The 22,008-nt window shown below is 30.3% G+C and carries 26 protein-coding genes; 5 read left to right on the forward strand and 21 right to left on the reverse strand.

The annotated features are described in order from the left end of the window. Window positions 1-69: 69 nt before the first annotated feature. The 9 genes from L8Y18_RS03365 to L8Y18_RS03405 all read right to left on the reverse strand — a co-directional run bounded on the left by L8Y18_RS03365 (window position 70) and on the right by L8Y18_RS03405 (window position 7,157). Entirely contained in the window at window positions 70-1,041 is a 972-nt protein-coding gene (locus L8Y18_RS03365; RefSeq protein WP_263664569.1) for a catalase, read from the reverse strand. Window positions 1,042-1,130: 89 nt separating this feature from the next. After that, on the reverse strand, window positions 1,131-1,874 hold the full coding sequence (gene mreC / locus L8Y18_RS03370; RefSeq protein WP_133319511.1) for a rod shape-determining protein MreC: 744 nt from the start codon (window positions 1,872-1,874) through the stop codon (window positions 1,131-1,133). Beyond that, window positions 1,864-2,901: a rod shape-determining protein gene (locus L8Y18_RS03375; RefSeq protein ID WP_012662095.1), complete on the reverse strand. Its 1,038-nt coding sequence runs from the start codon at window positions 2,899-2,901 to the stop codon at window positions 1,864-1,866. Before L8Y18_RS03375 ends, mreC begins: the two co-directional genes overlap by 11 nt. A 2-nt stretch (window positions 2,902-2,903) precedes the next feature. Next, entirely contained in the window at window positions 2,904-4,133 is a 1,230-nt protein-coding gene (clpX, locus tag L8Y18_RS03380) for an ATP-dependent Clp protease ATP-binding subunit ClpX (protein ID WP_039619273.1), read from the reverse strand. Next, entirely contained in the window at window positions 4,126-4,917 is a 792-nt protein-coding gene (gene lpxA, locus L8Y18_RS03385; RefSeq protein WP_263664602.1) for an acyl-ACP--UDP-N-acetylglucosamine O-acyltransferase, read from the reverse strand. Before lpxA ends, clpX begins: the two co-directional genes overlap by 8 nt. Next, on the reverse strand, window positions 4,917-5,357 hold the full coding sequence (gene fabZ, locus L8Y18_RS03390; RefSeq protein WP_039619275.1) for a 3-hydroxyacyl-ACP dehydratase FabZ: 441 nt from the start codon (window positions 5,355-5,357) through the stop codon (window positions 4,917-4,919). The genes lpxA and fabZ overlap by 1 nt, the downstream gene beginning before the upstream one ends. A gap of 68 nt (window positions 5,358-5,425) precedes the next feature. Next, complete coding sequence (locus L8Y18_RS03395; RefSeq protein ID WP_263676236.1) at window positions 5,426-6,499, reverse strand: epoxyqueuosine reductase QueH; 1,074 nt, start codon at window positions 6,497-6,499, stop codon at window positions 5,426-5,428. After that, the gene (gene bcp, locus L8Y18_RS03400) at window positions 6,493-6,954 is read right to left on the reverse strand and encodes a thioredoxin-dependent thiol peroxidase (RefSeq protein WP_263659520.1); all 462 of its coding nucleotides are present in this window, start codon (window positions 6,952-6,954) and stop codon (window positions 6,493-6,495) included. The genes L8Y18_RS03395 and bcp overlap by 7 nt, the downstream gene beginning before the upstream one ends. After that, on the reverse strand, window positions 6,951-7,157 hold the full coding sequence (locus L8Y18_RS03405; protein WP_133319508.1) for a tautomerase family protein: 207 nt from the start codon (window positions 7,155-7,157) through the stop codon (window positions 6,951-6,953). Before L8Y18_RS03405 ends, bcp begins: the two co-directional genes overlap by 4 nt. A gap of 100 nt (window positions 7,158-7,257) precedes the next feature. On the opposite strand from L8Y18_RS03405, the gene ilvE reads away from it, so the two are divergent. Genes ilvE through L8Y18_RS03425 form a run of 4 tightly spaced genes read left to right on the forward strand, consistent with a single transcriptional unit; the run spans window position 7,258 to window position 10,339 of the window. Then, window positions 7,258-8,172 (forward strand): branched-chain-amino-acid transaminase, encoded by a 915-nt coding sequence (ilvE, locus tag L8Y18_RS03410; RefSeq protein WP_263666599.1) that lies wholly within the window; start codon window positions 7,258-7,260, stop codon window positions 8,170-8,172. A gap of 12 nt (window positions 8,173-8,184) precedes the next feature. Then, complete coding sequence (locus L8Y18_RS03415) at window positions 8,185-9,255, forward strand: prohibitin family protein (protein ID WP_133319506.1); 1,071 nt, start codon at window positions 8,185-8,187, stop codon at window positions 9,253-9,255. A gap of 17 nt (window positions 9,256-9,272) precedes the next feature. After that, window positions 9,273-9,809 carry a DUF2393 domain-containing protein gene (locus L8Y18_RS03420; RefSeq protein ID WP_263664566.1) on the forward strand — a complete coding sequence of 179 codons (537 nt, stop codon included), beginning with the start codon at window positions 9,273-9,275 and terminating at the stop codon, window positions 9,807-9,809. Between the two features lie 41 nt (window positions 9,810-9,850). After that, window positions 9,851-10,339, forward strand: a complete 489-nt coding sequence (locus L8Y18_RS03425) for a DUF2393 domain-containing protein (RefSeq protein ID WP_259443337.1) — start codon at window positions 9,851-9,853, stop codon at window positions 10,337-10,339. A gap of 3 nt (window positions 10,340-10,342) precedes the next feature. Here L8Y18_RS03425 and purF read toward each other — a convergent pair whose 3' ends face one another. Beyond that, a complete protein-coding gene (gene purF / locus L8Y18_RS03430) occupies window positions 10,343-11,683 on the reverse strand; it encodes an amidophosphoribosyltransferase (protein ID WP_220566553.1) in 1,341 nt (446 codons plus the stop codon). Then, complete coding sequence (gene dapB / locus L8Y18_RS03435) at window positions 11,684-12,412, reverse strand: 4-hydroxy-tetrahydrodipicolinate reductase (RefSeq protein WP_133319502.1); 729 nt, start codon at window positions 12,410-12,412, stop codon at window positions 11,684-11,686. A gap of 135 nt (window positions 12,413-12,547) precedes the next feature. Between dapB and L8Y18_RS03440 the strand changes: the two genes are divergently transcribed. Continuing rightward, window positions 12,548-14,329, forward strand: coding sequence for a PhoX family protein (locus L8Y18_RS03440; protein WP_263676237.1), 1,782 nt, complete (start codon window positions 12,548-12,550; stop codon window positions 14,327-14,329). A 19-nt stretch (window positions 14,330-14,348) separates the two neighbouring features. Here L8Y18_RS03440 and trxB read toward each other — a convergent pair whose 3' ends face one another. The 10 genes from trxB to rpmE form a co-directional block, all read right to left on the reverse strand. After that, window positions 14,349-15,287 carry a thioredoxin-disulfide reductase gene (gene trxB / locus L8Y18_RS03445; protein ID WP_263676238.1) on the reverse strand — a complete coding sequence of 313 codons (939 nt, stop codon included), beginning with the start codon at window positions 15,285-15,287 and terminating at the stop codon, window positions 14,349-14,351. Between the two features lie 117 nt (window positions 15,288-15,404). Next, window positions 15,405-15,719: a thioredoxin gene (gene trxA, locus L8Y18_RS03450; RefSeq protein WP_039619298.1), complete on the reverse strand. Its 315-nt coding sequence runs from the start codon at window positions 15,717-15,719 to the stop codon at window positions 15,405-15,407. Between the two features lie 50 nt (window positions 15,720-15,769). Further along, the gene (locus L8Y18_RS03455) at window positions 15,770-16,108 is read right to left on the reverse strand and encodes a YraN family protein (RefSeq protein ID WP_263676239.1); all 339 of its coding nucleotides are present in this window, start codon (window positions 16,106-16,108) and stop codon (window positions 15,770-15,772) included. Beyond that, window positions 16,108-17,361, reverse strand: coding sequence for a homoserine dehydrogenase (locus L8Y18_RS03460; RefSeq protein ID WP_263676240.1), 1,254 nt, complete (start codon window positions 17,359-17,361; stop codon window positions 16,108-16,110). Before L8Y18_RS03460 ends, L8Y18_RS03455 begins: the two co-directional genes overlap by 1 nt. 1 nt (window position 17,362) lies before the next feature. Continuing rightward, window positions 17,363-18,565 carry an LL-diaminopimelate aminotransferase gene (locus tag L8Y18_RS03465; protein WP_263676241.1) on the reverse strand — a complete coding sequence of 401 codons (1,203 nt, stop codon included), beginning with the start codon at window positions 18,563-18,565 and terminating at the stop codon, window positions 17,363-17,365. Window positions 18,566-18,577: 12 nt separating this feature from the next. Beyond that, window positions 18,578-19,384 (reverse strand): hypothetical protein, encoded by an 807-nt coding sequence (locus L8Y18_RS03470; RefSeq protein ID WP_263659525.1) that lies wholly within the window; start codon window positions 19,382-19,384, stop codon window positions 18,578-18,580. Further along, window positions 19,378-20,250: a hypothetical protein gene (locus tag L8Y18_RS03475; protein ID WP_263676242.1), complete on the reverse strand. Its 873-nt coding sequence runs from the start codon at window positions 20,248-20,250 to the stop codon at window positions 19,378-19,380. Before L8Y18_RS03475 ends, L8Y18_RS03470 begins: the two co-directional genes overlap by 7 nt. Continuing rightward, on the reverse strand, window positions 20,243-20,923 hold the full coding sequence (gene rlmB, locus L8Y18_RS03480) for a 23S rRNA (guanosine(2251)-2'-O)-methyltransferase RlmB (RefSeq protein WP_263676244.1): 681 nt from the start codon (window positions 20,921-20,923) through the stop codon (window positions 20,243-20,245). Before rlmB ends, L8Y18_RS03475 begins: the two co-directional genes overlap by 8 nt. A 19-nt stretch (window positions 20,924-20,942) precedes the next feature. Next, window positions 20,943-21,761: a 16S rRNA (cytidine(1402)-2'-O)-methyltransferase gene (rsmI, locus tag L8Y18_RS03485; protein WP_263676246.1), complete on the reverse strand. Its 819-nt coding sequence runs from the start codon at window positions 21,759-21,761 to the stop codon at window positions 20,943-20,945. After that, entirely contained in the window at window positions 21,761-21,961 is a 201-nt protein-coding gene (rpmE, locus tag L8Y18_RS03490; RefSeq protein WP_039664588.1) for a 50S ribosomal protein L31, read from the reverse strand. Before rpmE ends, rsmI begins: the two co-directional genes overlap by 1 nt. Window positions 21,962-22,008 lie beyond the last annotated feature (47 nt).

The following is a 22,008-nucleotide window of genomic DNA, read 5'->3' on the forward strand; positions in this document are numbered from 1 at the left end:
AATTATAACAAATATAAGTTTTTTAGAAGTTGAATTTAACAAAGAATTTAGCTCTTAAAGAGCTAAATTTTATTGACGCTTACCAAAAGTTATAGCATAAGCTTCATTTCTTACATCAAATAAAGGATCTTGTGGTGGATTAACCCCTTGAGGTACATCCGAAGGAAAATATACATCAAAATTACAATCTTCATCGCTCAAGGCATTAACCTTAAAAGTCCCAACTAGACTTTCTTTGTGCTTACCACTCCATAAAGCCGTTGTTTCATTGGTAATATCATTTTTATTTGCATATACTAAATACATTTTATACTCAACCGGCTTATTAGCTTTTACACGATTTTGGAAATCTTCTTTTAAAAAATCACTACTCGCACTTTTCATTTGTGCTTCATTTAAATATGCCACACCTTCACTTGGAACTAATTTCCATCTTGCTGGTAAATAGTTTTCTCCGTTTGCTTGTTTAAAATAAAAAGTATGAATACTAAAAAATGGAGTATTTGCTACACTTTTACTAATGCCAATTTTATCAGTATATGCAGCAAAATTTCTATAAGAATCAACCTCTTGCATCATCTTGCTTATTTTTTCTTGATCGATTTTACCATTTACAGGAAGTCTCATTTCAAAAAACTGACCGAATTCTTTAGGATTTTTTGCGAAATTTATTTCTGTATTTAGCATAACCATAGTCCAAGAAGCAGAATCTTTAGGATCAGTAATTCTAATAGCCATACCTCTTGTTTTGCTTTTATCATCTTTAAAAGCTCCACCCAAAGAATATCTTACTTGGATTGGCAAACTTTTTTGTGTTAACAAAGGCACATCAACTTCTTTATTAATAGACAAAGCTGGCTCAAAAGTTCCCATAGCACAAAAGCCTTTTGCATGATTAACTTTTGCTTTTGGATTTTTAGGATCAGCATTAAGTTGATAAAAAATATCTGCTATTTTTTGTGCATCATATTCCACTTCATTTGCATAAATAGCACCACTTAAACAGCAAAAAGCTAAACAACTACTGATATATTTTTTCATTTAATCTCCTAAATTTTTAAAATTCGGAGATAATTCTAATATTTAATAGTAAATAATAATTTATATCAACTAAAATAAATAACTTTTTATTAAAAATTTTCTACCATATAAAAATAACTTGGTACTTTCATTTTTACATAAGGTTTAACATATGCATTTTGATAGGCGCCTTCTTCTTCTATTTTAAAAATTTCGCCCACTGGAATTCCTGAAAAGAAAATCTCATCTAAGCCACTTGTATAAACCTTATCACCCATTTTAAGTTCAAGCCATTTAGGAATATATTTAACTAAAACATAATCATTTCTACCATGAGCTATACCTGGCGCTTGTTCCTTACCTATATATACGGAAAAAATACACTCTTCATCACCTTGTAAAAGTCCCAAAGCTCTACCATTTTTTTCTATAACTATGCCTGCTGTATAGCCATTATAAATTAAGCCTTTAATTTTTCCTTTATAATCCACATCAAGCCAAACCTTATGATAATCGCTAATTTGAGCATAAGAAGTTGCCTTAACTAAACTAACATTAGGATAATAAAAACTTGAATTTTTATCACTTAAAATATTGTTTAATTCATTGGCAAAGTTTTTCATATAGATATTGTTTTTTTCAAGTTCAGCATTTCTTTCTCTTAATTTTTTAATTTCTTGAGCTTGATTAAAATGCTCATTAAATTTATCTTTTAAAAGATTAATGCTTTGAGAAAACTGATTAACAATAGCAATATTTAAATCTAAAACATTTCGTTTTATTATATCTCCATAATAAAACGAAACAAACACTAAAAAAGATAAAATTAAAACACTAAGAATTTTACTCTTCATTCGTTAGTTGGTGCAATAAAGAAATTTCTTCCAAAGCTTTACCTGTGCCTTTTGCCACTGCTAAAAGTGGCTCATCAGCTACATATACTGGAAGTTTTACAATTTCAGATAAATATTTATCAAGACCGCGTATTAAAGCTCCGCCTCCTGTTAAAACAACACCATTTTCAACAATATCAGCTGCAAGATCAGGCGGCATCATTTCAAGAACGATTTTTAATGCATCAGCAATTTCTTTTAAATGCTCACGCATAGCCTCTCTTACATCTTCACTTGTTAACTCTATTCTATTTAACAATCCTGTTACTTGATCGCGTCCTTTAACTACCATAGAAAGCTCTTTTGGAAGCTGAACTGCTGAGCCTATTGCGATTTTGATTTCCTCGCCCGTTCTTTCACCTATGACAAGATTGTATTTTTCTTTTACATAATTTACTATACTAGTATCAAGCTTATCACCAGCTGTTCGGATAGATTTTGAAATCACAAGACCGCCCAAAGAAGTAACACCAATTTCAGTAGTACCACCGCCAATATCTACCACCAAGCTCCCTTGAGGCTCTCTAATTGGTAAATTTGCACCAATAGCTGCTGCCATAGGTTCTTCTATCAAAAATACTTCTCTAGCACCCGCACTTAACGCACTTTCTCTAACTGCTTTTCTTTCTACTTGGGTTAATCCATAAGGAACTGAAATGATAATTCTAGGTCTTAAAAAAGATTTTCTTCTATGAGTTTTTTCTATAAAATAACGGATCATTTTTTCAGTCATATCAAAATCAGCAATCACACCATCTTTCATAGGACGGATTGCTTCGATATTACCTGGGGTTTTTCCTACCATTTCCTTAGCTTCTTTTCCAACAGCTAAAATTTTAACCCTACCATATCTTTCACGCTCTACCGCAACAACCGAAGGTTCATCAATCACTATACCTTTATCTTTTACCAAAACTAAAGTATTTGCAGTACCTAAGTCAATCCCCATATCACTTGAAAAAAATCCAATTATTTGATCTAAAATCATTCTCAGCCTTTAACTTTTTTATTTTTTATAAATAAAGGTTTTGCACCTTCTTTGATCACTTCTTTAGTAATTACTATGCTATATCCATTATACTCTGGCAAATCAAACATCAAATCTACCATCATTTCTTCAATAATACTTCTTAAACCTCTAGCACCTGTTTTACGCTCTAGTGAAAGCTTAGCAATCTCTCTTAGTGCTTCATCTTCAAATTTTAATTCCACATTGTCAATAGCAAAAAGTTTTTGATATTGCTTAATAATGGCATTTTTTGGCTCAGTTAAAATACGCACCATGCTTTCTTCATCAAGCTCTTCTAAAGAAGCAAGCACATGTAATCTTCCTATAAGTTCAGGAATAAGCCCAAAATGCACCAAATCATCAGGCTCTAGTCTTTGAAGTAAAGCTTCTTTTTCATCTTTTTTATCATCAGTAAAAAAGCCCATGACATTATCGCCTAATTTTCTTTTAATAATATCACTAATACCATCAAAAGCCCCGCCACACACAAATAAAATATTAGTTGTATCTATTTGTATGAAGTCTTGATTTGGGTGTTTTCTACCGCCTTTTGGTGGGATATTTACCAAAGATCCTTCGATAATTTTGAGTAAGGCTTGTTGCACGCCCTCACCACTTACATCTCTTGTAATGGAGCGATTTTCGCCCATTCTTGCGATTTTGTCTATCTCATCGATAAATATAATCCCTTTTTGTGCTCTTTGCACATCTCCATCAGCAGCTTGCAAAAGACGAGTAAGGATATTTTCAACATCTTCTCCCACATAACCTGCTTCAGTTAAAGAAGTCGCATCGCAAATTGCAATAGGCACATCTAAAAATCTAGCTAAAGTCTGTGCCAGTAAAGTTTTTCCACTTCCCGTTGGGCCTACTAATAAAATATTTGATTTTGCTAATTCTGTATCATCATCTTCTAAGTCAGATCTAAAAAGCCTTTTGTAGTGATTATACACCCCTACACTAAAGATTTTTTTAGCTCTATCTTGCCCGATAACATATTTATCTAAATATGCTTTTAATTCCTTAGGAGTAATATCTTTAAAATTTTCTTTATCAACTTCTTTATTTTTTAATTCTTTTTCCTCTCCAAAGAAAATATTACAAGCACTTTCGGCACAATACTCACATATAAAGGCATTATTATAATCATTTACTAAAATTCTTCTTTCACTTGTTTCTATTTCATTGCAAAAACTACATCTTTTAACCATGACTTTTTTCCTTATATATAGGAATTCCTCTTTTTGTTTCTAAGATAAAATTACACATTTTTTTCACATTTTCACTAGAAGTATTTTCTAGCAAACTTAAAGCATTATCTTTTAAACTTCCTTGTCTGAATAAAAATTTAAAAGCCTTGCTTAAAACATCCACTTCTTCTTTATCAAAGCGTCTTCTAATGCCTACTAAATTTAAACTTCTAATGCTTGCTCGATTTCCTTCAGCTAAGCAAAATGGCACCACATCTTGAGAAAGCGCACTAGCACCTGCTATCATACACCCCTCACCTACCTTAACAAACTGATGTATTGGAGTAAGTCCACCTACCACAGTATAATCTCCAAGTTCCACATGACCTGCTAAAGTAGCATTATTTGCTAAAATAATATTATCTCCAAGCAAACAATCATGTGCAATATGAGAATAAGCCATTATAAAAGCATTATCGCCTATTCTTGTAAAACCATCACCCTTAGCTGTACCTGAATTTATAGTAACAAATTCTCTAATAACTGCATTTTTTCCTATAATAACACCTGAATTTATCTCATCTTTATAAGATATATCTTGTGGAATATCTCCAACTATGGCATAAGAAAAAACTTTAGAATTTTCACCTATGCTTACATTAGGTAAAATTCTTGCACCTTGTTTGATGATAGTATTTGCACCTATATTGGCATTTTTTCCAACATAAGCATAGGCTTCTACTACAACACTATCTGCTATGATAGCTCCATCTTCTATAACAGCACTTGGATGAATTTTGCTCATCATTTATCTACTATCATAGCTTTAAGTTCAGCTTCTGCAACCAATTGTCCATCAACAAAAGCTTTTCCTTGAAAAATCCACATATTTCCACGATTTTTTACCACACTCATCTCATAATCAAGCCTATCACCTGGACGCACTGGATTTCTAAATTTAGCATTATCAATGCCTGTAAAATATACTACTTTAGTGCTTGGATCTACCTTATCATCCATGCTTTCAAATGCCAAAACCCCTCCAGTTTGTGCCATACCTTCTAAAATTAACACACCCGGGTAAATTGGATGATCTGGAAAATGTCCCATAAAAACATGGTCGCTTATACTAATATTTTTATAACCTCTAACAACTTCTTTATTTTTTAATTCTACGATTTTATCTACAAGTAAAAATGGATACCTATGTGGTAAAATTTTTTGAATTTGCATTACATCTATCATAAATTTAGCCTTAAAATATATTCAAAATTCAGATTTTACAAAAAAAATATTAACAAACTAGTTAAGTTTTATAACTTCACAATCTTTTCTTTACTATCAAAATAAATTTCACTTTTTGCTATAAATTCATAAGCACCTTTGGTGATGTTTTCAACAATAATCACCGGCGAAAGATCATAAGCGCCAAAATGCTTTTGCCTTATTTTGATTTCTTGCTCTATTTTTAAAGGATTTTGTAAAAAATCTTCAAAATTTTTAAATCGCATTTTGCACAAACTATTTAAATAATCAAAACTCCATAAATTAATCTCATCCTTTACGCTTTTATAGCACTTTAAATCCTCTTCTAAAATACTAAATTTAGTGTAAGAATTTTTAAAATGAGAATAAAATAAAACATGAGTTTTTATGGCTTTTTTGTTTTCTTTTATCAAAGCTCTTAGTAAGCGATAATTTAAAAATTTCTCTCTTTGAATTTCAAATTTAACACCCTTTTTTTCTAATTTTTTTACTTGATTGTAAAATTTTATCTTTTCTTCTATGCTTGAAGGTAATATTTGTTTATTTACAGGACTCATAAGCTCATCTATAAAAGCTTTTTGACCTTTTTGTTTAGAAAGTGCATAAATACACCCACAATAATTTTGATGATAAAGCATATCTTGCTTAGCTAAGGCAAATTGTCTTTGCGTGCCTCCATTTTTTCTAAAATCAGGTGCCAAAAACTCTATACCAAATTTATCGCATTCTTTTTGTAAAGCTAATTTTAGCTGCTCTAAGTCTTTTTTAGGGGATGTTAAAAGGGTTGTTGTAAGTTTTTTTTCACCAATTTTTTGAGCAAATTCAACACTTTTATGCATTCTAAAATCAAAACAAATTTGACATCTTGCGCCTTTTTCAGGCTCGTCTTCATAACCCTTTACACTCTCAAGCCATTTTTCATACTCATATTCACCTTTATAAAGCTTAACACCCAATTTATCACAACTACGCTTAACATCTAAAAATCTAAGTTCATGCTCACTATAAGGATGAATATTTGGATCATAAAAAAAACCTATAATTTTCTCATCAGGATAAGTTTTGCTTAATTCTTGTATAAAATAATGACTATCCACACTACAGCAAATATGCACTAGCATAATTCTTTTAACACCTTAAAAGCATGATCTTTAGCTTTTACATTTTTATAAATTTTTGAGATTTTTCCATTTTCATCAATCACAAAAGTAGATCTTATAAGCCCCTCATACTCTTTACCATAATTTTTCTTTAAACCCCAAGCACCATAAAGTTTGCAAATTTCTTTTTCACTATCGCTTAATAAAGTGTGTTTTAAATCATATTTTTTTATGAAATTTTCATGCGATTTAACACTATCTGGACTAATACCTATAATCACAGCATTTTGCTCTAAAAAATCCTCATAACTTTGACTAAATTCACAAGCTTGTGTGGTACAACCTGGGGTGTTATCTTTTGGATAAAAATACAAAATAATTTTTTTACCCAAGAAATCACTTAAAGAAATTTTAACTCCATCTTGATTTAAAAGTTCAAACACAGGAGCTTTATCACCAATTTGCAATTCTTTCATTTTTTATCTTTCAATCTTAATTTTTCTACACTTTCGCCACCAAAAGCAATATTATATGGCTCAATATCTTCTAACATAATCACTATATTTTGCTTTGGCTTGTTGTATTTTGTATGTAAAAGTTCTGTAATATCTGCTATTAACTCTTCTTTTTGTGTTTTGCTAAATTCTGGTTTAGCTAATTTGATATTTATAATTGGCATGATTTTTCCTTGTTTCAAATATAATAATTTTACTATATTCTAGTAATTATTAGTATATTTTTGATAAAATTAGTTTTATTTTCAACAAAAAGGCTTAGTTATGATTAGGGCAAAAAAAATTTGGATGGATGGAAAAATCATTGATTTTGATGATGCAAAAATTCATGTTTTAACACATTCATTACATTATGCAAATGCAGTTTTTGAAGGAACAAGAGCTTATAAAACACAAAATGGTTTAGCAATTTTTAGATTAAAAGAACACACCAAAAGACTTTTAGAGTCTGCAAAAATTACTTTAATTAATTCTCCTTTTTCTCAAGAAGAACTTGAAAATGCACAAGTTGAACTTTTAAGAGCAAATAATTTTCAAAATAACACCTATTTGCGACCATTAATCTTTTTAGGTGATGGTACTATGGGAGTTTATCATGCTAAAGCTCCTGTTAGGGTAGCTATTGCTGCTTGGGAATGGGGTGCTTATTTAGGTGAAGAAGGCTTAGAAAAAGGTATTAAGGTTAAAATTTCTTCTTTTGCTAGAAATAGTGTAAAATCTAGCTTAGGTAAAGCAAAAGCAAGTGCAAATTATTTAAATTCTCAAATGGCTAAATATGAAGCTATAGAAGCAGGATATGAGGAAGCCTTAATGCTCGATGAAGAAGGTTTTGTAGCAGAAGGAACAGGTGAGTGTTTTTTTATGATTAAAGATAATAAGCTAATCACACCACCAAATGATTTTTCATTAAAAAGTATCACTCAAGATACTGTTTTAAAAATTGCACATGATTTGGGCATAAGTGTAGTGCGTCAAAGAATTTCAAGAGATGAAGTTTATGTAGCTGATGAAGCATTTTTCACAGGAACTGCAGCAGAAATAACTCCGATAAATAATATTGATGCAAGAATTATAGGAGATGGAAAAAGAGGTGAGCTAACGACAAAGCTCCAAAATGCGTATTTTGATATAGTTTATGGACGCAATGAAAAATACGCTTCTATGCTAACTTATATTTAACAAAGGAACTAAATGCCAGCTGATTTGAATGATTATTTTAATAAAAAAAACAATCAAAACAACAATAAGCAAAATTTAAACTTCAAAACACCAGAATTTAATTTCAAAGGTTTTGGGAAATTTTCCCCATTAATTTATAGTGCAATTGCGATTATTTTAGTTTTTGCACTTTTTAAACCTTTTGCAATAGTAAATTCAGGGGAAATGGGGATCAAATCCACTACAGGTAAATACAGCCCTACCCCACTTGAACCAGGACTTCATTTTTTTATGCCTATACTGCAAAAAATCACTATCGTAGATACTAGAGTAAGACAAATCAACTATGCTTCAATCGAAGGAATAAATGAAAATTTACAAATAGGATCAGGCGTTGTTAATAAAAATAGTATTTCAGTGCTTGATTCAAGAGGCTTGCCTGTATCTATTGATGTAACCGTTCAATACAGATTAAATCCTTTACAAGTTCCTCAAACTATCGCAACATGGGGGCTTAATTGGGAAAATAAAATCATAGATCCAGTAGTAAGAGATGTTGTAAGAAATGTTGTAGGTCAATACACTGCAGAAGAGCTTCCAACAAATCGTAATACTATAGCGGTGCAAATTGATCAGGGCATTAGAAAAACTATTGAAAGCCAACCAAATGAGCCAGCAGAGCTTCAAGCAGTTCAGCTTAGAGAAATTATCTTACCTATAAAAGTAAAAGAACAAATCGAAAGAGTACAAATTGCTAAACAAGAAGCTGAAAGAACTAAATATGAAGTTGAAAGAGCTAACCAAGAAGCACTTAAAAAAGCGGCTTTAGCTGAAGGGGAGGCAAATGCAACTATTATTAGTGCTAAAGGTAGAGCAAGTGCCGTAAAAATTGAAGCTGATGCACAAGCATATTCAAATAGAGAAATAGCAAAAAGTTTAAATAATCCTTTACTTGATTTAAAACAAATTGAAACCCAAAAGCAATTTAATGAAGCACTTAAAGTCAATAAAGATGCTAAAATTTTCTTAACACCAGGTGGAGCTGTGCCAAATATTTGGGTTGATAGCAAAGATAATAAAAGAACAAGTTCAGTAGCAAATTAAAAAATAAAGAAGTGATAATGAATGTTCAACATATCCGAGAGCAAATGATCTTTTATACAGCTCATTTGCACTTGATCGATTTTTTGTTAATGGCTTTAGTTGTATTCTTTTTCATTGTCACTTTATTTATTGCTTTGATTGTTAGAAACAAACCTACTTTTGCTTTTATTATAATTTTTTTAGGAATTTTATGTTCACTTAGTATTGCGTATTTGGGATATTTTTTAATTGATACTAAAGTTAGATCCAGAATAGCCAGCTTAGATAATGCTCAATTTTTTGTATATGATAATTCTTTAAGTGTTGATTATAGCTTGACAAATACTTCTAAAAAAAGTTTTAAATTTTGCAAAATAAAAGTAGAAGTATTTAGAAAAAGCGATGAAAATAATACTTTTAAAAATTTAATACATTTATTAAAACCATTAAGAAGCAAATCTACCACTATCGAAAAAACAATAAGTCCCAACCAAACTATTAATCTAAAAACCAAATTTTCCGATTTTAATGAAGGTCAAGATTTTGATATTAAAATTAATTCAAAGTGTTTTTAATGGGATATTTTACTTTTTTTCATATTCTTATCATTTTTATTATGCTAGCTTCAACTTTCCTTACTTGGATTTTATTCTATTTAAAAATACAAAACAAAAAATATATGATAATTTTTTGCATAATAAGTTTTATATTAGCCTCAATCTTAACTATTTCTTTATTATTAACTATAGATCAATACACAAAAAAAGCTAGTTTGAGTAATTTTTCAACCTACAGACGCTTAGCTACAGAAAGTATTATTATAAAAGGTAGAGTAACCAACGATACTAATTTTAAAATTTCAGAATGCTTTTTAGAACTTAGAATTATTGATAATAATAAAAAGCATGAAATCAGTGGAGAAATTTTTAATCAACAAAATTTTGATAGCATAAAAAAAGCAAATCAACAACAAAGAGATGTTTCGTATAATATTAACATTGCAAATCAATTATCAGGTCATACCTACAAAGACTTTTCTTTTGAAGTGGGATTGCCACCTCATTTTCAAAGTTATAAAATTTTTAAACAATTAAAATGCAGATAAGGATTATTTAATAAAATAATCCCCATCAAAACTAATCAAAGAATATTTTCTTTCATTGCCTATGCTTGAAACTAACTCATTAATATCTAAAAAAGTCAAACTATCTGCACCTGTATATTCTCTAACCTCTTCAATACTCTTATTAGCTGAAATTAACTCTTCAAAAGTTGGAGTGTCTATACCATAAATATCAGGAAATTTGATTTCTGGACAAGCTATAGCCAAATGAATTTTTCTAGCACCTGCTTGTCTTAAAAGTGTGATGATTTTTTTAGAAGTTGTTCCTCTTACTACACTATCATCAATCACCACTATATCTTTACCTTCTAAAACTTTCTTCATAGGATTTAATTTCAGTTTTACTTTTAAATTTCTCATTTCTTGAGTTGGCTCTATGAAAGTTCTTCCAACATAGTGATTTCTAACTATGGCCATTTCAAGTGGAATTTTTAAATATTGCGCAAAACCTATAGCAGCACTTACTCCACTATCAGGAACAGGCACTACAAAATCTACTTTTTCTTTAAATTTTTTAGCCAAGGCTTCACCCATTTTTTTACGCACTTCATATACACTTTTACCTTCTATAATACTATCAGGTCTAGCAAAATAAATATATTCAAATGCACAAATTCTTGGATCTGTTTTATCAAAAACTTGAATGCTTTCAAACTCATCACTACCTTGAGTAAAAACTAGCATTTCACCGGGCTTTATATCGCGGATAAATTCAGCTTCTATCAAATCAAAAGCACAAGTTTCACTCGCTACAATATATCCACCATCTTTTAATTTTCCCAAAGATAAAGGTCTAACCCCATAAGGATCTCTTACCACAAAAAGTTGATTTTTACTGGCCAACATAAAGCAATATGCACCCTTACTTTGCATTAGACTTTCTATAAACCTATCTTTTAAAGTTTCTTTTTTGCTTTTTGCTATTAAATGTACAACATTTTCTGTGTCCATATTAGAATGAAAAATAGCCCCATTGTCAATTAACTCTTTTCTAACTTCTTCTTTATTAATCAAATTTCCATTATGCACTAAAGAAATATCACCCAAAGAACAAGTAGCTGCAACAGGCTGTGCATCATGCAAAGAAGAATTTCCGGCGGTAGAATAACGATTATGCCCTATAGCTATACTACCTTTTAAATCTGCTAAAATTTGAGTATTAAAAATTTGTCCTACTTCACCTTTAGCTTTATGAGTTTTGATATTTAAACCATCACTTACACTAATTCCACTTGCTTCTTGGCCACGATGTTGCATAGCAAATAAAGCATAATAAGCCACCGTGCTTGCATTTTTTGAATTAATTACTCCAACTACCGCACACATTTAAATTCCTAAACAATCGTCTATATCATATAAGCCATTTTCTTGAGAAACCAGCCATTTAGCACATCTAATAGCCCCCATAGCAAAAGTAGCTCTTGAAGTAGCACTATGATTTAATTCTATAAATTCACCATCATTATAAAATCCAACTCTATGAGAACCCACTATATCACCACCTCTTAAGCTCATCACTGCGATTTCATCTTTACTTCTTTGACCAATAATCCCATCTCTACCACTTACTCTAACCTTTTCCAAATCTAAATTCCTAGCCTTAGCGACATTTTGTGCTAAAGTCATAGCTGTACCACTTGGAGCGTCTTTTTTCTTATTATGGTGCATTTCAAGTATTTCTATATCAAAATCCCTTAAAGCTTCACTTGCTAAACATGAAAGTTTTTTTAAAATAGCTACACCCAAAGACATATTGGTAGCATAAAGAATTGGCATAGTAATGCTTGCACTTTGCATTAACTCATTTTGCTTAGCATCTAATCCTGTAGTACCTATCACTAAAGGTTTAGGATTGCTTCTTGCGTATAACAACAAATCCTCACAACCTTTCGGGGAAGAAAAATCAATTATTACATCGCATTTGTTAAAAAATTCTTCATAGCTTGATCCTTGATAAAAAAATGCACTTGCTTTAGCATCTTTTTGATCTTGTAAACAATTTTCAATTTGTTTACCCATGCGACCATTGCTCCCATGAATTCCTATACATATCATAAATTTATCCTTTATATTTGCAGTGAGAAATTGTATCACTAAGTTAATTAATACAATATTACATACCATGAGCAAAAGTTTCCAAAAAGTTTCCAAAAAACTTTAAATTTATAACACATTTTTAAAAGGAGTTTTATGAAAAGAAGAACATTTTTGAAAGGTTCAGCTTTGGGTTCTATGGTAGCATTTTTTGCTAGCTCAAATTTAAATGCGAGTTTATTAAAAGATAAGGATTTGCTAAATTTTAAAGAAATACCTGCTAGCACAGAAGATAAAGTTATCGTACCAGATGGCTACAAAGCAGATATTTTAATCTCATGGGGCGATCCTCTTTTTAGCAAAGCATCTATTTATGATGAAGAAAAAAATATCGATAAAAAAGCTGTGGAAAATGCTAAATTAACTTTTGGGGACAATAACGATGGTATGAGTTTTTTTCCTCTTTCAAAAGATAGGGCTATACTAGCTATTAATAATGAATATATAAATCCTGAAATTATGTTTAAACATCAAGGTAAAAATCTTAGCTTAGATGATATTTTATATGAACAAGCAAATTTAGGGGTGAGTATTTTTGAAATAAAAAAAGAAAAAGATCAATGGTCTGTGGTGCTTGATTCTAAATACAACCGCAGAATCGATGCAAATACAAAAATGAGCGTTAGTGGTCCAGCAAAACAACAAGTACTTCAAAATGAAAATTTTATATATGGAACTTTAAATAATTGTGCCAATGGAAAAACACCTTGGGGGACTTATCTTACTTGCGAAGAAAATATAAATGATTTTTTTGGAAGTTTAGATGAAAAAATTAAATTTTCAAAAGAGCAACTTAGATTTGGATTTAAAGCTCAAAGTCAATATGGGTGGGAAAAATTTGATGAAAGATTTGATTTAAGTAAAAATCCAAACGAGGCAAATAAATTTGGATGGGTTGTAGAAATTGATCCATTTGATCCAAACAACATACCTATAAAAAGAACAGCTCTTGGAAGATTTAAACACGAAAATGCAGAATTAATTGTAGAAGATGATGGAACCGTTGTAATTTATATGGGAGATGATGAAGCCAATGAATTTATTTATAAATTTATAAGCAAACATAAATATAAAAAAGGTCTAGATACTAGCAAAATTTTAGATGAAGGAACCTTATATGTAGCACAATTTAATGGAAAAATAGGAAATTTTAGAGGGAGTGGAAAATGGATTGAGTTAGAATATGGTAAAAATAACCTTAATAAAAAAAATGGTTTTAACTCTCAAGCAGATGTGTTAATCAATGCTAGAATTGCTGGAACTATTGTAAATGCAACTCCTATGGATAGATGTGAATGGATAGCAAGCCATAAAGAAAGTGGCTCAAAAGAAGTATTTGCTACCTTAACAAACAATAAAAAAAACAATAACCCAAATCCAGCAAACCCGAGAACAAAAAATATTTACGGACAAATAATTAAATGGGAGCATAAAAATTCTCATAAAGACGATGAATTTACTTGGGAAATTTTTGCACTTGCAGGAAACCCTGATAATCAAACAAGTTTAAATAAAGGCTCAAACAACATTACAAGTAATAATAAATTTAATTCCCCTGATGGATTAAGTTTTGATAGAGATGGTCGCCTTTGGATACAAACTGATGGAAACTATTCTAATCAAGAAGAATTTGAAGGCATGGGAAATAATTGTATGTTAGCAGCTAATCCAAAAACAGGGGAAATAAAAAGATTTTTAACAGGACCAATAGCTTGCGAAATAACAGGAATTGCTTTTAGTCAAGATTATAAAACTATGTTTGTTGGAATTCAACATCCAGGAGAGAAATTAAAAGGCAGTCAATTTCCTTATGGCAAAACACCAAGATCAAGTATAATAGCAATAAGTAAAATTGATGGCGGAGTTATTGGAAGTTAATCAATTTACACTAGAAATTCTAGTGTAAATTTTCATTATAAGCTAAAGCGCTAAGCGCTGCAACCGCTCCATCGCCTGCTGCACATATTACTTGTTTTGGAGCATCTTTTCTTAAATCACCTGCTGCAAATAACCCTGCTATGTTAGTTTGCATTTTAAGATCAACACTAACTTGACCACCTTCTTCCATAGCACATAAAAATTCACCATTATCTTGTTTTAAAATTTCATTTCTTACATTTAATCCAACAAAGGTAAATATTCCAGGCACATCAAGCTCTCTTTTAGAACCATCATTAAATGCTATTTTAATTTTATTAACACCCATATTATCACCGCAAACCTCATCAACAACCGCATTTGTGATTAATTCTATTTTGTCATTATTTTTTACTTTTTCAACTGTTGAAGGTGCTGCTCTAAACTCATCTCTTCTGTGGATTAAATACACTTTTGAACAAATATTAGCTAGATACAAAGCTTCTTCTAAAGCAGTATCTCCCCCACCTAAAACAGCCACTTCTTTATTTTTATAAAAAAAGCCATCGCAAGTTGCACAAGTACTCACACCTTTACCAAAAAATTCATCCTCGCCTTTAAAACCAGCACGACGCGGAGTAGAGCCTGTGCAAACAATAACTGCTTTTGCTTGTTCGTTTTTACCGCCTTCTAATTTTATATTAAAACTTCCATCAGAATTTTTACTAATTTGCTCAACACCTACCATCTCATGTTTTAAACCAAAACGCATACATTGTTCATTCCAAGGAGCCATAAAAGAAATTCCATCTAAAACTTGAGCAACTCCAGGATAATTTTCTATCTCTGAACTCGAAGTAATCTGCCCACCAGGCATACCTTTTTCAAACATTACAACATTTTTTAATCCACCTCTTGTAGCATACAAACCTGCGCTCAAACCTGCAGGTCCACCACCTATAATAGCTAAATCTAACATGATATTTTCCTTATAGTTTTATTTATAAGTATTATACAAATTTTTCTTTAATTATAAATAATAAAAATTATTAAATAGTAAAAAATATGAATAAAAGCCACAAAAAGTGGCTTAAGATTATAAAAGTGAGTTTAGTTTATCTGCTAAAGCTTGTTTTGATTGAGCACCAACTAGTTGATCAACTACTTCACCATCTTTAAAAAAAATGATAGTTGGGATAGATCTTACACCAAATTGTGCAGCCAAATCACCTTGCTCATCTGTATTTACTTTACAAATTTTAGCTTTACCATCAAAATCATTTGCAAGCTCATCAATTACCGGTGCAAGCATTCTGCAAGGTCCGCACCATGGAGCCCAAAAATCTACTAAAGCTACACCTTCTTTTGCTTGTGCAAAATTTTCTGTAGTTAAATCAATATATTTTCCCATTTTTTCTCCTTTGTTTTTTCAAATTCTATTAAAATAGAATAAACATTCCCTTAATAACTAATGTTCTCTAAAAGTTTTACATCATCTTTATATACGCAAAGTAAATCTAGTTGATAATTTTCATCATTTTTATGTTTCATAAAGTAATATTCTATAGTCTTAATAATTTTATTATATTTTTTATTATCTAATCTATATTCTACCTCATAATCACCTTGCGTGCTTTTAACTTCAATAAAATGTAAAATTTTATCTTTTTTAGCAATAATATCAATTTCTCCAAATTTAGAATAAAAATTCCTTTTTAAAATTTCAAATCCTTGTGTTTTTAAAAATTCACACGCTAACTCTTCTCCTTTTTTACCAAAAAGATACTCAAATAATGCCATTACTCTTCTATTCTCATCATAAAAACATCATCTTTTACAAATTCTTGTTCTCTAAGCTTTTGAGTTAAAATTTGTATATTTTTTTCATAAGTTTGATGAGTGATGAAAAATAAAGTACTATAATCTTGCTTTTCTTTTTTAGGTTTTTGCAAGAAAGTATCGATTGAAATTTGATGTTCGCTCATTAATTGTGTGATTTTTGATAAAACTCCTATTTTATCTAATACCTTTAATCTTAAGTAATATCTTGTATAAATTTCATCTTTACTTAAAAGTTTATAAGAAGTATCATTTAAATACCCAAAAATAGCACTATTTTTTTCTTTTCTTGCTATATCGATTAAATCAGCTATAACAGCACTTGCAGTTGCCCTGCCACCTGCTCCTGGGCCATAATATAAACTTTCACCCAATACATCTCCATCAATACTAATAGCATTCATTACCCCATCAACTTTTGCTAGTATTTTATCTTTGCTAAGCATGGTAGGATGAACTCTTAATTCTATTTTTTCATCTTTAATCTTAGCAATACCCAAGTGTTTTATGGTATATTCAAATTCTTTTGCAAAATAAATATCCTCATTACTTACTTTGCTAATACCCTCAATCAAAATATCTTCAGGTTTTACTCTTAATCCATAGGCAATATTTGCTAAAATCAAAAGTTTATGCGCTGCATCAAAACCCTCTATATCAAAAGTGGGATTAGCTTCAGCATATCCTAAATCTTGTGCTTTTTTTAACACCTCTTGGAATTTGGTATTATCTTCGGTCATTTTACTTAAAATATAATTGCTTGTGCCATTTAAAATACCTTTAATAGAAACAATATTATTAGCACTCAAGCCCTCTTTTAAAATTTTAATAATAGGAATTCCACCCGCTACACTCGCCTCATAACCAAAAGCTGTATCTTGTGCTAATTTTTCAAGCTCATAACGATGATAAGCAAGCAAAGCTTTATTAGCAGTTACCACTGCTTTTTTTCTTTTTAAAATTTTTGAAATTATCTCAAAGGGTAAATCAATACCACCCATTAACTCCACAAATACATCAATATCTTCACGCTCTAAAATCTCATCAATATCATTTACCACAGGAATTAATGCATTTGGTTTTGGATTTCTTGCCAAAGCAATTACTGGAATAATTTCTTCATCACATCTTGCTTTGATTAAATCTTGATTTTTTAGCAAAGTCTCTACAACAGCACTTCCTACCGTACCATATCCCAAAATTGCGATTTTCATTTTATTCTCTTAAATATTTTTTTATATTTCTTGCTGCTTGACGAATGCGATTTTCATTTTCTATTAAAGCTATTCTAACATACTCATTACCCGCTTCACCAAAACCAACTCCAGGACTTACCGCTACATTTGCTTTTTGCAAAAGCTGTTTAGAAAATTCCATACTTCCAAGGTGAGCTTTACCTTGAGGGAGTTTTGCCCAAACAAACATACTTGCATTAGGTTTTTTCAGCTCCCATCCTGCCTGAAAAAATGAATCAAGCAAGACTTCTAATCTTTTTGCATAAGTTGCCTTAATCTCTTCAACACAAGTTTGATCTCCATCTAAAGCTATAGTAGCAGCAACTTGTATAGGAGTATACATACCATAATCAAACCAAGACTTGATTTTTTTCAAAGCCACAATTAAGCGTTTATTACCCACTACAAAACCTACACGCCAACCTGCCATATTGTAAGACTTTGAAAGTGTATAAGTTTCCACCGCTACATCTTTAGCACCTTCAACTTCAAAAATAGAAGGGGTTTTATAAGAACCAAAAGTCAAATCTGCATAAGCAATATCAGAAATAATATAAAATCTTTCTTTTTTTGCCATTGCAACTAATCTCTCATAAAAACTTCTTTCCACAGTGACTGTTGTAGGATTGTGCGGAAAATTTACTACTACATATTTTGGACGCGGAATACTTTCATGTAGTGTTTTTTGTAAATTTTCAAAAAAAGTATTTTCATTTAATTCATAATTTTCATTAAAATCAAAATTCATAGTTGCTACATTACCACCTGCTATGATAAAAGCTTGAGTGTGTATAGGGTAAGCGGGTGTAGGTACAATAGCTACATCTCCTGGGTTAATAACGGCTCTTGCTAAATTTACAAAGCCTTCTTTAGAACCCATCGTTGCAACTACTTCACTTTCAGGATCTAAATCAACATCGTATTTTCTTTTATACCAATTGCAAATTGCAAGTCTTAGTTTATAAATTCCACTCGAAGCAGAATAACCAGAAGTTTTTTCTTTATTTGCACTTTCGCAAAGTTTATCTATAATGTGTTGAGGAGTTTTACCATCAGGATTTCCCATAGAAAAATCTATTATATCCTCCCCTGCTCTTCTTGCTGCCATTTTAATCGCATTAACTTCAGCAAAAACATAATTTGGAAGTCTTTCTATGGTATTAAAATGAATTTCTTCAAACATTTTCCATCCTTTTTAGCGTCTTAAGTAAATCTTTAAACCCCTTTTTATGTTATCAAGGCTAAACATATCGCCAATGATAGCATATTTTGCACCCAATGGGATATTTATATTAATTTCATTTTGTTTGTGTGTGTTTTCTATACCTTGAATAAAATTTAAATTTTTATCTAAAAATTGAATTTTACAAAACCAAGAATCAAGATTGTGCGCGCTAAGCTCTATGCTTTTTGCTCCTTGTAAATCAACAATATACTCTCTTAAAGGCTTATTTAATTGAGTGATGGTATTTAGTGGAATTTGAGTATTAACTTTAGGTTTTGCTTTTGAAAAATCTAGCTCATACTCATAATTTAACTCTGAAATTTTAGAAATATCTTTAATAAAAACAGAGCTTGATAATAAGGCTTTATAGAAAACTCCTGGATCAAGCATATATTGAGAATCTACAGCTAACTTATAGGTGATATAATTTTCCCTTAAAGTTAATTCAGTTGGTATAAAATACACATAGCCTAATTCATTTAAAGTATCATTAATAGTTTTAAAAAATAAAACAGAATCAGCTTGAGCTTTAAAACTAAAAGTTAGAGTTTTTGGCTCATTTAATATAAAATTTGCCAAAGAATTAGTTTTTAAAATTTGAGAAATAGTGTAAATATCTACGTTTCCGCGTTCATCTTTATAATCATTCCTTGCAAACAAAAGCTCTAATTTCGCATCTTTAGAATTATCATTAACAATATGTTTTGCAACTTCTAAAGCACTTAGTGCAAAAGCGTTAAGAGTAAAAAAAATGGAAAATATTAAAATTCTTACCATAATTTTCCTCTATTTTCTTTGATAAATTCAGCTTTTGTAATTTGTTTGATTTTACCATCTTTAATCATTAAAAATTTAGACACACCGTTTTTAAACTCTAAAGTATTATTATTTTCATCGTTTAAGCTAAAAGCAGCGTGGCCTGTGGTAATTAACATATCTTTATCCAAAGGTAAAACATAATCATTTTTAATAGTTAAAGAGCTCTTTCTAAAAGTTTTTAAATCCACCATACCAATCCAAAGCTCTGCACTTGGTTTTATAATGCTTTCATTGAGTAAAATGATATTTTCTTCAGGCATATTTGAGCTAGCATTATCTTCTAATGTTTTTTCTGTATTATTGTTCTCGCTTATTGGTTCTAAAATAGTCGCGTTTGTTTCATTATTTTCCATAGCATCATCAGCAAAAAAATTAAGAACTGGTGTTTCATTTTCATCAACTTTTTCTTCTAAAACAACCTGCTCTTGATTTAATACATTGGTAGTATTTTCATCTAAAGTAGAACTTTGAAAAAATCTTGAAACACCCCAGGCCAAAGCTACTATCAAAAGTACTACTACTATAATCACAATATACCATACACTTGAGCTTTCTTTGGTATATGAGTTCATTCTAGGTGAAATATGCACATGATTTTTTTTCTCAATACCATTTTCTTCTAAATAGGCATGATATTCTTCTAAAAAATTAGAAAAGTCAAGCTCATACTCTCTTTGTAAAATTTTAATAAAGCCATTTACATTAAAGCGGGATAAAGACTTAAAATCTTTCTTAATGATATATTCAAGACAAGCTATTTCTATTTGTGTTCTTTTTTGAACTTCTAACAAATTTAAATCTTCTAATTTTTTCCAACTATCCATTTTTCATCCTATCGCAAAGTATTGCAAATGCTGCACTAACATTTAAACTATCAAAATCATTGTGCATTTTTATACCTACGCACTCATCGCATTTTTTAAGCACCTTTGGCGCTATACCAAAACCTTCACTTCCCATAATCAAAACTTTTTTATCTTTAGCCTTGATAGTATGTATATCACTACCTCCGCTTGCACTAGCATAGATATAAAAACCTTTTTGTTTTAACTCATTTATCATGCTTAAAATATCATCATTTAAGACTATTTTCATATCTAAAGCTGCTCCACTACTTGCACGAATAACTCCATCCATAGCCACGCTTTTAGCTACCAAAATAACCCCATCAGCACCTAAAGCATAAGCACTACGCACGATAGCACCTATATTTCCAACATCGCTAATATTATATAAAATAACTATAAAATCTTTTTCTTTTAAACCCTCAAAAGAGCTAAATTCAAATTCATCAATTTCCATTAAAAAACCTTGATGATTTCCACCTCTTGCCAAGCTTTGTGCGGCTTTAAAATCGAGTTTTTTAATTTTTTTTGATGCCCTTGTTATTTTTGAAAAATCAGCTTTTTCACATTCTTTCGCTAAATAAATTTCTTTAATTTTTTCTTCATGCTTTTCTAAGATATAAAAAAACACTTGCTTACCATAAACTATCATTTTTAAATAATAACCAAATTCAACTTAAAAGCAGTTTTTGATAATTTTCTTTTGGAGATTTTGCATTGATTTTCGAAAGAAGTTTTGCCTTTGCCTTTAAAGATAAATCAAGCTCATAAATATCTTGCTCACACAAGGTATTTTGATGAAATTGCTTTTCTTTAGCATTTACCACTACACACCACTCACCGCGTAAATCCATTGTTTTTAATTTTTCCAAAACCTCTAAAGCTTCTGCTCTAAATTTAGTTTCAAATTTCTTTGTTGCTTCTTTTATGATAAAAATTTCTCTTAAAGGATCAATTTTACTAATTTCTTCTACCAAATTAAGTATTCTAGTGGGTGCTTCATAAACTATACTAGGATAAGGATTAAGCATTAAATTTTCAATATCTTTTTGTCTTTGAGGATTTTTATTAGCCAAAAAACCCATAAAAATAAATTCTTTTTTACAAAATGCACTTGAAACCAATGCAAGCAAAGCAGCATTTGATCCTGCTAAGACTTCATAGTCAATATTGTTTTTAATAGCATATTCGATTAAAAATTGTCCCGGATCGCTAATACCTGGCATACCTGCATCACTTAAATATGCAATATCTTGTTTAAAAAAATCCTCATTTATTTTTGCTAAAAAATCTTTTTCATTATGAGTATGTAAAGCTATATATTTATCAGGCTTTATTTCTAAATTAAATTTTTCATTAAGAAGATGAATTAAAGATTTGCAAACTCTTGTATCTTCACATAAAAAGAGCTTGCATTTTTGTAAAATTTCTAAAGAATGAAAAGAAATATCGTTTAAATTTCCTATGGGTGTAGGAATAAAATATAACATTATTGCATTGCGTATTTTTTCTTAAATTTCTCTACACGACCCGCAGCATCTACGATTTTTTCACTACCTGTAAAGAATGGGTGGCAGCTTGAACAAATATCAACTTTAATTTCTGATTTATTTGACTTAGTAGTAAAAGAATTTCCACAAGCACAACTAACTTTACACTCTACATATTCTGGATGAATTTCTTTCTTCATTGTTTATCCTTTTTCAAAACATTAAGGCGTAATTATATAGATTTTTA

Origin of the sequence: Campylobacter sp. CNRCH_2007_0968H, from assembly GCF_025773245.1 — a bacterium.
In the GTDB taxonomy this organism is placed as follows: domain Bacteria; phylum Campylobacterota; class Campylobacteria; order Campylobacterales; family Campylobacteraceae; genus Campylobacter_D; species Campylobacter_D lari_D.

Excerpts from the sequence above, each read along its gene's own strand:
- L8Y18_RS03365 (WP_263664569.1), bottom strand. The coding sequence starts at position 1,041 with ATGAAAAAATATATCAGTAGTTGTTTAGCTTTTTGCTGTTTAAGTGGT.
- mreC (WP_133319511.1), bottom strand. The coding sequence starts at position 1,874 with ATGAAGAGTAAAATTCTTAGTGTTTTAATTTTATCTTTTTTAGTGTTT.
- L8Y18_RS03375 (WP_012662095.1), bottom strand. The coding sequence starts at position 2,901 with ATGATTTTAGATCAAATAATTGGATTTTTTTCAAGTGATATGGGGATT.
- clpX (WP_039619273.1), bottom strand. The coding sequence starts at position 4,133 with ATGGTTAAAAGATGTAGTTTTTGCAATGAAATAGAAACAAGTGAAAGA.
- lpxA (WP_263664602.1), bottom strand. The coding sequence starts at position 4,917 with ATGAGCAAAATTCATCCAAGTGCTGTTATAGAAGATGGAGCTATCATA.
- fabZ (WP_039619275.1), bottom strand. The coding sequence starts at position 5,357 with ATGATAGATGTAATGCAAATTCAAAAAATTTTACCACATAGGTATCCA.
- L8Y18_RS03395 (WP_263676236.1), bottom strand. The coding sequence starts at position 6,499 with ATGCTAGTGCATATTTGCTGTAGTGTGGATAGTCATTATTTTATACAA.
- bcp (WP_263659520.1), bottom strand. The coding sequence starts at position 6,954 with ATGAAAGAATTGCAAATTGGTGATAAAGCTCCTGTGTTTGAACTTTTA.
- L8Y18_RS03405 (WP_133319508.1), bottom strand. The coding sequence starts at position 7,157 with ATGCCAATTATAAATATCAAATTAGCTAAACCAGAATTTAGCAAAACA.
- ilvE (WP_263666599.1), top strand. The coding sequence starts at position 7,258 with ATGATTAGGGCAAAAAAAATTTGGATGGATGGAAAAATCATTGATTTT.
- L8Y18_RS03415 (WP_133319506.1), top strand. The coding sequence starts at position 8,185 with ATGCCAGCTGATTTGAATGATTATTTTAATAAAAAAAACAATCAAAAC.
- L8Y18_RS03420 (WP_263664566.1), top strand. The coding sequence starts at position 9,273 with ATGAATGTTCAACATATCCGAGAGCAAATGATCTTTTATACAGCTCAT.
- L8Y18_RS03425 (WP_259443337.1), top strand. The coding sequence starts at position 9,851 with ATGCTAGCTTCAACTTTCCTTACTTGGATTTTATTCTATTTAAAAATA.
- purF (WP_220566553.1), bottom strand. The coding sequence starts at position 11,683 with ATGTGTGCGGTAGTTGGAGTAATTAATTCAAAAAATGCAAGCACGGTG.
- dapB (WP_133319502.1), bottom strand. The coding sequence starts at position 12,412 with ATGATATGTATAGGAATTCATGGGAGCAATGGTCGCATGGGTAAACAA.
- L8Y18_RS03440 (WP_263676237.1), top strand. The coding sequence starts at position 12,548 with ATGAAAAGAAGAACATTTTTGAAAGGTTCAGCTTTGGGTTCTATGGTA.
- trxB (WP_263676238.1), bottom strand. The coding sequence starts at position 15,287 with ATGTTAGATTTAGCTATTATAGGTGGTGGACCTGCAGGTTTGAGCGCA.
- trxA (WP_039619298.1), bottom strand. The coding sequence starts at position 15,719 with ATGGGAAAATATATTGATTTAACTACAGAAAATTTTGCACAAGCAAAA.
- L8Y18_RS03455 (WP_263676239.1), bottom strand. The coding sequence starts at position 16,108 with ATGGCATTATTTGAGTATCTTTTTGGTAAAAAAGGAGAAGAGTTAGCG.
- L8Y18_RS03460 (WP_263676240.1), bottom strand. The coding sequence starts at position 17,361 with ATGAAAATCGCAATTTTGGGATATGGTACGGTAGGAAGTGCTGTTGTA.
- L8Y18_RS03465 (WP_263676241.1), bottom strand. The coding sequence starts at position 18,565 with ATGTTTGAAGAAATTCATTTTAATACCATAGAAAGACTTCCAAATTAT.
- L8Y18_RS03470 (WP_263659525.1), bottom strand. The coding sequence starts at position 19,384 with ATGGTAAGAATTTTAATATTTTCCATTTTTTTTACTCTTAACGCTTTT.
- L8Y18_RS03475 (WP_263676242.1), bottom strand. The coding sequence starts at position 20,250 with ATGGATAGTTGGAAAAAATTAGAAGATTTAAATTTGTTAGAAGTTCAA.
- rlmB (WP_263676244.1), bottom strand. The coding sequence starts at position 20,923 with ATGATAGTTTATGGTAAGCAAGTGTTTTTTTATATCTTAGAAAAGCAT.
- rsmI (WP_263676246.1), bottom strand. The coding sequence starts at position 21,761 with ATGTTATATTTTATTCCTACACCCATAGGAAATTTAAACGATATTTCT.
- rpmE (WP_039664588.1), bottom strand. The coding sequence starts at position 21,961 with ATGAAGAAAGAAATTCATCCAGAATATGTAGAGTGTAAAGTTAGTTGT.